The sequence below is a fragment of the Rhodococcus sp. 06-470-2 genome, from assembly GCF_002258235.1.
Taxonomy (GTDB): Bacteria; Actinomycetota; Actinomycetes; order Mycobacteriales; family Mycobacteriaceae; genus Rhodococcoides.
Map to the genome: position 1 here is coordinate 21,441 of NZ_NOYB01000027.1, position 10,353 is coordinate 31,793.

The window sequence follows — 10,353 nt, forward strand, 5'->3', positions numbered from 1 at the left end:
AACGAAGGAGCTTGAACACCATGGCCGAACGCGTCATCCTCGCCTATTCCGGCGGACTCGACACCTCCGTCGCCATCAGCTGGATCGGGAGGGAGACCGGCAAGGAGGTCGTTGCCGTCGCCATCGATCTGGGGCAGGGCGGCGAGGACATGGACGTCGTGCGTCAGCGCGCACTCGATTGCGGCGCAGTCGAATCCGTCGTCGTCGATGCCAGGGACGAGTTCGCCGACGAGTACTGCCTGCCGACGGTCCAGTCCAACGCGCTGTACATGGATCGGTACCCGCTCGTGTCGGCCATCAGCCGTCCGTTGATCGTCAAGCACCTCGTCGAGAACGCGCGGGCGCACGGCGGAACCGTTGTTGCACACGGGTGCACGGGCAAGGGCAACGACCAGGTTCGGTTCGAGGTCGGCTTCAACACCCTCGCCCCCGAGCTCGAGGTGTTGGCACCGGTTCGCGACTACGCGTGGACGCGCGAGAAGGCGATCAAGTTCGCCGAAGAGAACGACATCCCGATCAACGTGACCACCAAGTCGCCGTTCTCGATCGACCAGAACGTCTGGGGACGCGCGGTGGAGACCGGTTTCCTCGAGGACCTGTGGAACGCGCCGACCAAGGACGTCTACGACTACACCGAGGATCCGACGGTCAACTTCCAGGCTCCCGACGAGCTCATCGTCTCGTTCGACAAGGGTCGCCCCGTCGCGATCGACGGCCGTCCGGTGTCGGTACTCGAAGCGATCCAGGAGCTCAACACTCGTGCCGGAGCGCAGGGTGTCGGCCGCTTGGACGTCGTCGAGGATCGGCTCGTCGGCATCAAGAGTCGCGAGATCTACGAGGCACCCGGTGCCATGGTGCTCATCCGGGCCCACGAGGAGCTCGAGCACATGACCCTCGAGCGCGAGCTCGGTCGCTACAAGCGCCACACCGACCAGAAGTGGGCCGAGCTGGTGTACGACGGCCTGTGGTACTCCCCGCTCAAGGGCGCTCTCGACACGTTCGTGCAGCACACGCAGGAGCACGTTTCCGGCGACATCCGCCTGGTCCTGCACGCGGGCGGGATCATCGTCAACGGACGCCGCAGTGGTGAGTCGTTGTACGACTTCAACCTCGCCACCTACGACGAGGGCGACACGTTCGACCAGTCGGCAGCCAAGGGCTTCGTTCAGCTGCACGGACTCTCGTCGAAGATCGCCGCGAAGCGGGACCTGGGCCTGTGACGAATTCGGAGATCTCCCACGGAACCAACGAGGGTTCGCTCTGGGGCGGCAGATTCGCATCGGGGCCGGCCGCAGCCATGGCGGCGTTGAGCAAGTCGACGCACTTCGACTGGGTACTCGCGCCGTACGACATCCGCGCATCCATGGCGCACGCGCGGGTGCTGAACGGTGCCGGACTGCTCACGCCGCAGGACCTCGAGACCATGCTCGACGGTTTGCAGCGTCTCGCCGACGACGTCGCCTCCGGTGCGTTCGTGGCAGCCGATTCCGACGAGGACGTGCACGGCGCTCTCGAACGCGGTCTGATCGATCGCGTCGGACCCGAGGTCGGGGGCCGGCTGCGCGCGGGCCGGTCGCGTAACGACCAGGTCGCCACGCTGTTCCGGATGTGGCTGCGCGACGCCGTCCGTCGGGTGTCCGTCGGCGTTCTCGATGTGGTCGACGCGTTGGCCACCCAGGCAGCGGCGCATCCGACGGCCGTCATGCCGGGCAAGACGCATTCGCAGGCCGCGCAGCCGGTGTTGCTGGCGCATCATCTGCTCGCGCACACCCATCCGTTGCTGCGCGACGTGCAGCGCTTCGCGGACTTCGACACGCGAGCAGCGGTGTCGCCGTACGGTTCCGGGGCTCTCGCCGGTTCGTCACTGGGTCTGAGTCCGGAGAAGATCGCAGCCGAGCTCGGATTCGACTCGTCCGCCGAGAACTCGATCGACGCCACGTCCTCGCGCGACTTCGCGGCCGAGGCTGCGTTCGTGTTGGCGATGACGGCGGTCGATCTGTCTCGGTTCGCCGAGGAGGTCATATCGTGGAGCACGCCCGAGTACGGCTACGTCACATTGGCCGACGCATGGTCCACTGGCAGTTCGATCATGCCGCAGAAGAAGAATCCGGATGTCGCGGAGCTGACCCGCGGAAAGACCGGTCGACTGATCGGAAACCTCACCGGTCTACTGGCCACGCTCAAGGCGCAACCGTTGGCCTACAACCGTGATCTCCAGGAGGACAAGGAGCCGGTGTTCGACTCGGTGGCGCAGCTCGAGCTGTTGCTGCCTGCACTCACGGGATTGACGGCAACGCTCGAATTCCACACCGAGCGCATGGCCGAACTCGCACCGGCCGGGTTCACGCTCGCCACCGACATCGCCGAGTGGATGGTGCGGCAGGGGATTGCGTTCCGCGTAGCTCACGAGGCCGCGGGTGCCTGTGTCCGAGCGGCCGAGGCGCGAGGCGTCGGGCTGGCGGATCTGACCGACGACGAGCTCGCCGCGATCGATCCTTCCCTCACGCCGGCCGTTCGTGAGGTGCTCACGGTGGAGGGTTCCATCTCGTCGCGGGACGCCCGCGGTGGCACCGCCGCGGTGCAGGTGGCGCATCAGCTCGGGGGCGTGCGAGCCACGGCGTCGATGCTGCGTACGTGGGCCGAGGAACCGGTGTTGCGGCACTGAGTGCGCAATCGACATCCCTGCCGGTTCGTCGAGTGTGATGTGAGAAGCTTTCGTCACGCGAAGACCGATGCCGGTCGTTCCGTCGGGGCCGAACGCAGGAGTGTACTTGTGGGACTGAATGCAGACGCCGTACGCGGCCCACTGCGCCGTGCCATCGCCACGGCGCAGAACGGTCTCGAGGTCATCCGTCTCGGTGGGCTCGAGACCGAGGTGGACCCGTCACCGTTTCGGGTGATGGACCGCGAGCCGATGTATCGGCTTCGTCGTTACTTCCCCGACGATGTTCCTGCGGACAGTCCTCCGGTGGTGCTGATTCCTCCGATGATGGTCTCCGCGGACGTCTACGACGTGACGACCGACCAAGGGGCGGCGGGAATCCTGCACGGCATGGGGTTGGATCCGTGGGTCGTCGACTTCGGTTCGCCCGATACCGAGGAAGGCGGATGGGGCCGCACGCTCGCCGATCACGTGGTGGCGATCAGCGAGGTCGTCGACAAGGTGCACGAGCACACCGGTCGCGATGTACACCTGGGTGGCTATTCCCAGGGCGGAATGTTCTGCTACCAGGCGGCCGCCTACCGAGGCGGCCGAAATCTGGCCAGTCTCATCACCTTCGGGGCTCCGGTCGATACACTCGCCGGTTTGCCTCTCGGGATCCCGGCCGGAGTGGCGACGCGAGGTGCGGAGTTCCTGGCCGACCATGTGTTCACCCGGCTCGCCGTGTCGGGGTGGATGGCGCGGACGGGATTCCAGCTCCTCGATCCGGCGAAGACCGTGCGGTCGCGCTTGGATTTCCTACGCCAGTTGCACGACCGTGAGGCGCTGTTGCCGCGCGAGCCGCAGCGACGCTTTCTGGCGATGGACGGGTGGGTCGCCTGGTCCGGCCCGGCCGTTGCCGAGTTGCTGAAGCAGTTCGTCGTGCACAACCGCATGATGACCGGTGGGTTCGTCATCAAGGACAGACTGTTGACTCTGGCAGAACTGACGGTGCCGGTGTTGGCCTTCGTCGGCGAGGTGGACGACATCGGTCAACCGCTCGCCGTCCGCGGCATCCAGCGCGCTGCCCCGCGTGCGCAGGTCTTCGAAACAACCTTGCGCGCAGGCCATTTCGGCTTGGTTGTCGGCAGTACCGCGGCTGCGCAGACGTGGCCGACGACGGGAAACTGGATTCGGTGGCGGGAAGATCTCGGACCCAGGCCCGAGGCGGTCCGCGTCATGGAACGCGAGGATCACGGTGACAGCGACAGCGGAGTGTCGATCACCAATCGACTGATTCATACCGCTGCCTCCATCGCCGAAGTCGGCGTCGGTGTCGGCCGCGGGCTGGCGTCGGCCGCGACGGGGGCGGTGCGCGGTACCCGGGAGATCTCGTCCGAAGCCGTGCGTACCTTGCCGAGGCTCGCCCGCCTGGGGCAGATGCAGCCCCACAGCCGAGTCTCGTTGGGCCGCTTGATCGCCGAACAGGGACGTAAATCTCCGAACGGCGAGTGCTTCCTGTTCGACGATCGAGTGCACACCTACGATGCCGTGAACGTTCGCATCGACAACGTGGTGCGCGGTCTGATCAGCGTCGGCGTGCGGCCCGCGTCGCGCATCGGAGTGCTGATGGAGACCCGCCCCAGCGCGTTGGCTGCCATGGCGGCGCTCTCGCGGATCGGGGCGGTGCCTGTTCTGCTGCAGCCTGGCAGCGACCTGACTGCAGCCTTGCGGACCGTCGACGTCGACACGGTGATCGCGGATCCGGAGAACGTGGCAGCTGCAGTGTCGGTGACACCGAACGTCCTGGTGCTCGGCGGCGGAGACACGCGGACGCTCGACGTCCCGTCCGGATACGAGGTCACAGATCTCGAGGCCATCGATCCCGACACGGTGCGTTTGCCCCAGTGGTACGAGCCGGACCCGGGTCGTGCCCGCGAACTGGCGATGATCCTGTTCACGACTACCGATCACGGTCTCGAACCGCGATACATCACCAACCACCGCTGGGCCTTGTCCGCTTTCGGTACGGCCACCACTGCTGCTCTCGGTCCCGGCGATACTGTGTATTGCCTTGCACCGCTGCATCATTCGGCAGGAATCCTTGTCACGATCGGTGGTGCACTCGCGGGCGGATCGCGGATCGCACTGTCGCGTGGTCTCGAGCCCGAGAGGTTCAGCGAAGAGGTCTACCGCTACGGCGTCACGGTCGTGAGCTACACCTGGACGATGATGCGTCAGATCCTCGACGACGGCCGATTCCCCGTCGACTCCGGTCACCCGGTGCGGCTGTTCATCGGATCCGGCATGCCGGTGGGGCTGTGGCGACGCACTCTCGCAAGATTCAGCCCGGCTCGGGTACTCGAGTTCTACGCCTCCACCGAGAACGACGTGATTCTGGCCAACGTCGCAGGCTCGAAGATCGGATCCAAGGGCCGCCCGTTGCCCGGTAGCGCACGGGTTGCATTGGCGGCCTACGACCCGATCACCGGGCGTCTCGAAGAGGACGACGAGGGCTTCGTCCGACAGTGCCGCGACGACGAGATCGGACTACTCCTCGGCCGACCGAGCGGTGACGGCGAAGCGACCAGTCACGTCATGCGGGGAGTATTCGAACCCGCGGACGCGTGGATCCCCACCGAGAACCTGTTCCGTCGCGATTCCGACGGCGACTACTGGCTCGTCGACCGCAAGGACACCGTCGTGCGATCGGCCTGCGGGCCGGTGTACACCCAACCGATCGTCGACGCGGTGGGTGACCTGGACCAGGTCGATTCGGCTGTGGTGTACGGAGTGCGGGTGACGTCCGATCGGCCACGATCGGTGCGCGTCGAGGCATCGGCCACCGAGGTGGCCGTCTGCGCCATATCGCTGCAACCGGAAGCGGTGATCACCGCTCGTGCGTTGACGGACACTCTCGGCGTGCTGCTGCCGGCGGAGCGCCCGGCGATCGTGCACGTGGTGCCCGAAATTCCGGTGGGTCGCGCGTACCGACCGACCGCGACGGCGTTGAAGCAGGTCGGCATTCCGACGCCGAGTGCGCGTTCGTGGTACTACGACTCCGAGTCGAACAGCTATCGTCGAATGACGAAAGCTGTTGTGGCCGAGCGGTTCGTCGGACGAGAAGCCGCCGCCGAACAATCGTCGTAGCAATGACGTCATAGCAATGACTCAGGGCAGAACGGAACGTGTTCGGTAGCGTAAGCGAGTACACCACTTCCGGTTCGACCGGATCAGAACGAAGGACACCCGTGGCAATCGATTCGACACTGCTTTCCATTCTTGCGTGCCCAGTGGACAAGGGACCGCTGTTGTTGATCGAAGGGGAACTGCTCTACAACCCGCGACTTCGGCGTGCATATCCCATCGAGAACGGAATCCCGGTGTTGCTCGCGGACGACGCCCGCGATGTCGACGACGCCGAGCACGAGTCGATCCTGTCGCGCGCCACGTCCTAGTACTTTCCGTCGGTCACCCGCGTTCGTCGACCATTGGGTTCGTCGAACACTGGGTTCGTCGACTACGGCGTTCTACGACTACGGGGTTCTACGACGCAATGTCGCGGCGGCTCCGATCAGCGCGGCGACGGTGAAAGCCATGACCAGGGCGAGGTCGGTCCACATACGGCCGGTGGCCGCGGGGTACCGGGCTATCTCCTGGAGCGCGTCGACCAGGTAGCTCAGCGGCAGAACGTCGCTGATCGCGCTCAGCCAGTTCGGCATCTGGTCTCGCGGCACCAGTAGTCCGCACAGGAACAGCTGCGGAATCACGACGACCGGCATGAACTGAACGGCTTGGAACTCGGTGCGAGCGAACGCGCTGCACAGCAGTCCGATGGCGACGCCGAGCATCGCTCCCAGGACTGCGATCACCAGAACCCATCCGACCGAGCCCTCGATGTCGAGCCCGAGAAATCCGAACGCGACGGTGCACGCGAGCAGCGCTTGACCGACAGCGGCGAGCGAGAAGGCGGACCCGTAGCTCGCAAGCAGGTCCAGTTTGGACATCGGCGTCGTCAGCAGGCGTTCGAGCGTTCCGGAGGTGCGTTCACGCTGCATCGAAATCGACGTGATCAGGAACATGACGACGAACGGCAGGATGCCGAGCATCGTGATGGCGATCCGATCGAACAACGACTGCTGGTTCGGCTGGGTCGGCACGTCTTGGTAGAGGTAGTACAGCAACACCATCAGCAGGGACGGAACGAGCAGCACCATGGCGACCGAACGATGGTCGGCTCTGAGCTGGCGCAGGATGCGGCCGGTGCCGGCTGCATAGATCCGCGCGTTCACGATGTCTGTTCCATGGATCTGACGAGAGACAGGAATGCGCGATCGAGGGTCGTTTCGTTCGTGCGTGCGAGTAGGGCGTCAGGGCTCGATTGGGCCAGCACGGTGCCGTCGCGCATCAGAACGAGACGGCTGCAGTGCTCGGCCTCTTCCATCACGTGGCTCGAGACCAGCACCGTTGTGCCTCGTGCTGCGATATCGGCGAAACGTGACCACAGCTCGGAGCGCAGCACGGGATCCAAGCCGACGGTCGGTTCGTCGAGCACGATCAGCTCGGGTTCGGCAATGAGCGCACTGGCCAGGGATACCCGCCCCAGTTGACCACCCGAGAGTTCGCCCGCCCGTGACGATGCGTGGTCGGCCAGGCCGACCGACTCGATGGCGGACGCCACGTCCGCGCGGCGGCGACCGTACAGCGACCCGAAGTACTGCACGTTCTCGCGAACGGTGAGATCTCGATAGACACTCGGTGCCTGGGTCACGTAGCCGACCGTGCGGCGCAATGGTGCCGAGCCAGCCGGAGATCCGAGGACTGTCACGGTTCCGCTGTCCACGATCTGAGTGCCGACGATCGCACGCATCAGAGTCGTCTTGCCGCAGCCCGACGGACCGAGAAGTCCCGTGATGGCTCCACGAGGGATCGTCAGGGACAAACTGCGCAGCACCGTTCGTTTGCCGCGGCGAACCGTCAGCCCTGTGATGTCGACGGCGTGTTCACCGGTGAACGCCATGTCGGCCTCCAGACTCGTCGGATGTTGCAGTAGTAGCCCCGTCGCGCTCGGTGGTCAAGGGCGAAGCATCATAGGAGGGATGAATGCCGTTGAGTTGGAGACCGGGGAGCCCGACGACGCAGCGCGACGCATCCTCGGTGGAACCATCACCGTGGGCGACGTGTCCGTGCGCATCGTCGAAGTCGAGGCCTACGGTGGTCCGCTCGACGGTCCGTGGCCCGATCCGGCCGCGCATTCCTTCCGGGGGCAGACCGCTCGCAACGAGGTGATGTTCGGTCCTGCAGGTCGTCTCTACGTCTACCTGAGTTACGGAATGCATCTCTGTGTGAACGTGAGCTGCGGCCCGGACGGTACGGCCGCTGCTGTGTTGCTTCGTGCGGGTGAGGTGGTGGCGGGCCACCACGTCGTCGAGAGCAGGCGTGCCGGCCGCGGCCCACGATCGGCGCGGGTCGAGGCCGGTTGGGCCCGCGGGCCGGGCAATCTCGGTCGAGCAATGGGCGTGTCGCTGGAAGACAACGGAAAGGACGTGTTCGACGCGTCGTCGCCCGTCACCCTCGACCTTCTCGAACGCCCGCTGCACGAGAAGATAGTTGGATCCGGCCCACGGGTGGGGGTGAGTGCCGCGGCCGATCGTCCGTGGCGCTTCTGGGTGCTCGGGTCACCGTCGGTATCGAGCTACAAACGGAGTCCTCGCGCCGCCGCGCCCGGTGGCTCGGAGGCCTGACCGACGTGTGGATGCGTCCATGCAGGAGAATCGACGTCGTGAGTGAGAACATCATCGACGAAATGACCTGGCGTGGACTGATCGCGCAGTCCACAGATGTGGACGCGCTGAAGAAGGCCACATCCGAGGGCCCGATCACGCTGTACTCCGGCTTCGATCCGACCGGTCCTTCGCTACACGCAGGGCACCTCGTGCCGTTGCTGGCGCTCAAGCGTTTTCAGCGGGCAGGCCACCGTCCGATCGTTCTCGCCGGTGGTGCCACAGGACTCATCGGTGACCCGCGCGATGTGGGGGAGCGGACCATGAATTCCCGCGAGGTCGTCACCGACTGGGCGTCGCGTATCCGTGGCCAGCTCGAGCGGTTCGTCGATATGGACGAGAGCCCGACTGGCGCAGTGGTGGTGAACAACCTGGCCTGGACGGGGGAATTGTCCGCGATCGACTTTCTCCGCGACATCGGCAAGCACTTCTCGATCAACGTGATGCTTGCTCGCGAGACGGTCAAGAACAGGCTCGAGAGCGACGGAATGTCGTACACCGAGTTCAGCTACATGCTGCTGCAGGCGAACGACTACGTGCAGCTTCGCCGCCAGTACGGCTGCAGCCTCCAGATCGGTGGCTCCGATCAGTGGGGAAACATCATCGCCGGGGTGGAACTCAACCGGCGTCAAGACGCCGAGTCGGTCCATGCAATGACGGTTCCGCTGGTCACGTCCGCCGATGGGAAGAAGTTCGGTAAATCCACCGGCGGCGGCAGCCTGTGGCTCGACCCGGAGATGACGAGCCCGTACGCCTGGTACCAGTACTTCGTGAATACCGGTGACGCGGATGTGGTGAAGTACCTGCGCTGGTTCACCTTCCTGTCCAAGGACGAGTTGGCAGAACTCGAGTCGGCGACCACCGAGCGTCCGCACGCGCGCGAAGCGCAGAAGCGCTTGGCCGCAGAGATGACCACGCTTGTCCACGGTGAAGCGGCGACGCGATCGGTCGAACTCGCCAGCCAGGCGCTCTTCGGGCGGGCCGAACTGACGGAACTCGACGAAAAGACGCTCGCCGCCGCGCTACAGGAAGCGTCTGTGGCGGATATCGAAGCGGGTGCGCCGAACACCATCATCGATCTGCTCGTCGCTACCGGGTTGAGCGAAAGCAAGGGCGCTGCCCGACGCGCGGTCAAGGAGGGTGGCGCATCGGTCAACAACGTCAAGATCTCCGACGAGGAGTGGACGCCCGGCGCGGACGATCTCCTGCACGGCCGGTGGTTGGTGGTGCGACGCGGAAAGCGGAACTTCGCCGGAGCCCGAATCCTCGGCTAGATTTTCGATGGCTGCCAGTGGCCGGAGTCACATCCGTGTAATTTGGTTACGACGCCCGTCAGGTGGGTAAGTGACGCGGTGCGACCAGGTCGTTCACGCGAACTATCCGTGAACGACCTGGGGATTTGACGCGTTGTTATCCGGGGCGTAACTTTGTCCAGGTCAGAGCGACACGGACGCCAGCCCAGACCGCAAGGCCTGAGCGACGCGGAGTTCGCCTTCGACAAGATGAAGTCGATCGGATCGCAAGATTTCGACCCCTTCACGGATGAGAAGCCAGTTTGACTGCGCTCGATCATCTGATCTAAGCTGGAACGGTTGCCCCGGACACCCACGAGCTTCAGCTCGACGGTGAATGGTGTGTGCGTGTTCTTTGAGAACTCAACAGTGTGTCGATGAATGTCAGTGCCGAATGTTTTTGGCGCTCATGCCTTTTGGGGTGTGGGTGTGACATCTTCTTGCTTCATTCTTCCCGTCTGAGGTGAGAGGGTTTTGTTTGTTTTGCTAGTTGAGTTTTTTTGCTAGTGATTTGACTCTTTATGTTTATGACTGATTCGCAGTTTCGGCTGTTGATCGAGAGTCTTTTACGGAGAGTTTGATCCTGGCTCAGGACGAACGCTGGCGGCGTGCTTAACACATGCAAGTCGAGCGGTAA

The 10,353-nt window shown here is 64.5% G+C and carries 8 protein-coding genes and 1 rRNA gene; 7 read left to right on the plus strand and 2 right to left on the minus strand.

The features are described 5' to 3' along the window. Positions 1–20 precede the first annotated feature (20 nt). From CH276_RS13870 to CH276_RS13885, 4 genes are all read left to right on the plus strand, one after another. Entirely contained in the window at positions 21–1,220 is a 1,200-nt protein-coding gene (locus CH276_RS13870; protein WP_094632458.1) for an argininosuccinate synthase, read from the plus strand. Continuing rightward, the gene (gene argH, locus CH276_RS13875; protein ID WP_230596634.1) at positions 1,217–2,665 is read left to right on the plus strand and encodes an argininosuccinate lyase; all 1,449 of its coding nucleotides are present in this window, start codon (positions 1,217–1,219) and stop codon (positions 2,663–2,665) included. The genes CH276_RS13870 and argH overlap by 4 nt, the downstream gene beginning before the upstream one ends. A 108-nt stretch (positions 2,666–2,773) precedes the next feature. Further along, on the plus strand, positions 2,774–5,791 hold the full coding sequence (locus CH276_RS13880) for an AMP-binding protein (protein WP_094632470.1): 3,018 nt from the start codon (positions 2,774–2,776) through the stop codon (positions 5,789–5,791). A gap of 101 nt (positions 5,792–5,892) precedes the next feature. Further along, positions 5,893–6,099, plus strand: a complete 207-nt coding sequence (locus CH276_RS13885) for a Trm112 family protein (protein WP_032394286.1) — start codon at positions 5,893–5,895, stop codon at positions 6,097–6,099. Positions 6,100–6,177: 78 nt separating this feature from the next. On the opposite strand, the gene CH276_RS13890 is transcribed toward CH276_RS13885, so the two are convergent. After that, entirely contained in the window at positions 6,178–6,933 is a 756-nt protein-coding gene (locus CH276_RS13890) for an ABC transporter permease (protein ID WP_032394285.1), read from the minus strand. Next, positions 6,930–7,661: an ABC transporter ATP-binding protein gene (locus CH276_RS13895; RefSeq protein ID WP_094632460.1), complete on the minus strand. Its 732-nt coding sequence runs from the start codon at positions 7,659–7,661 to the stop codon at positions 6,930–6,932. Before CH276_RS13895 ends, CH276_RS13890 begins: the two co-directional genes overlap by 4 nt. Positions 7,662–7,740: 79 nt before the next feature. Between CH276_RS13895 and CH276_RS13900 the strand changes: the two genes are divergently transcribed. The 3 genes from CH276_RS13900 to CH276_RS13910 form a co-directional block, all read left to right on the plus strand. Beyond that, positions 7,741–8,385 (plus strand): DNA-3-methyladenine glycosylase, encoded by a 645-nt coding sequence (locus CH276_RS13900; RefSeq protein ID WP_094632462.1) that lies wholly within the window; start codon positions 7,741–7,743, stop codon positions 8,383–8,385. A gap of 38 nt (positions 8,386–8,423) precedes the next feature. Then, a complete protein-coding gene (gene tyrS, locus CH276_RS13905) occupies positions 8,424–9,698 on the plus strand; it encodes a tyrosine--tRNA ligase (RefSeq protein WP_032394282.1) in 1,275 nt (424 codons plus the stop codon). A gap of 583 nt (positions 9,699–10,281) precedes the next feature. Then, a 16S ribosomal RNA gene (locus tag CH276_RS13910) occupies positions 10,282–10,353 on the plus strand; the annotation flags it as partial.

What these genes read in the sequence shown, in the direction of transcription:
- CH276_RS13870 (WP_094632458.1), top strand. Translation starts at nt 21, where the DNA reads ATGGCCGAACGCGTCATCCTCGCCTATTCCGGCGGACTCGACACCTCC.
- CH276_RS13895 (WP_094632460.1), bottom strand. Translation starts at nt 7,661, where the DNA reads ATGGCGTTCACCGGTGAACACGCCGTCGACATCACAGGGCTGACGGTT.
- CH276_RS13900 (WP_094632462.1), top strand. Translation starts at nt 7,741, where the DNA reads ATGAATGCCGTTGAGTTGGAGACCGGGGAGCCCGACGACGCAGCGCGA.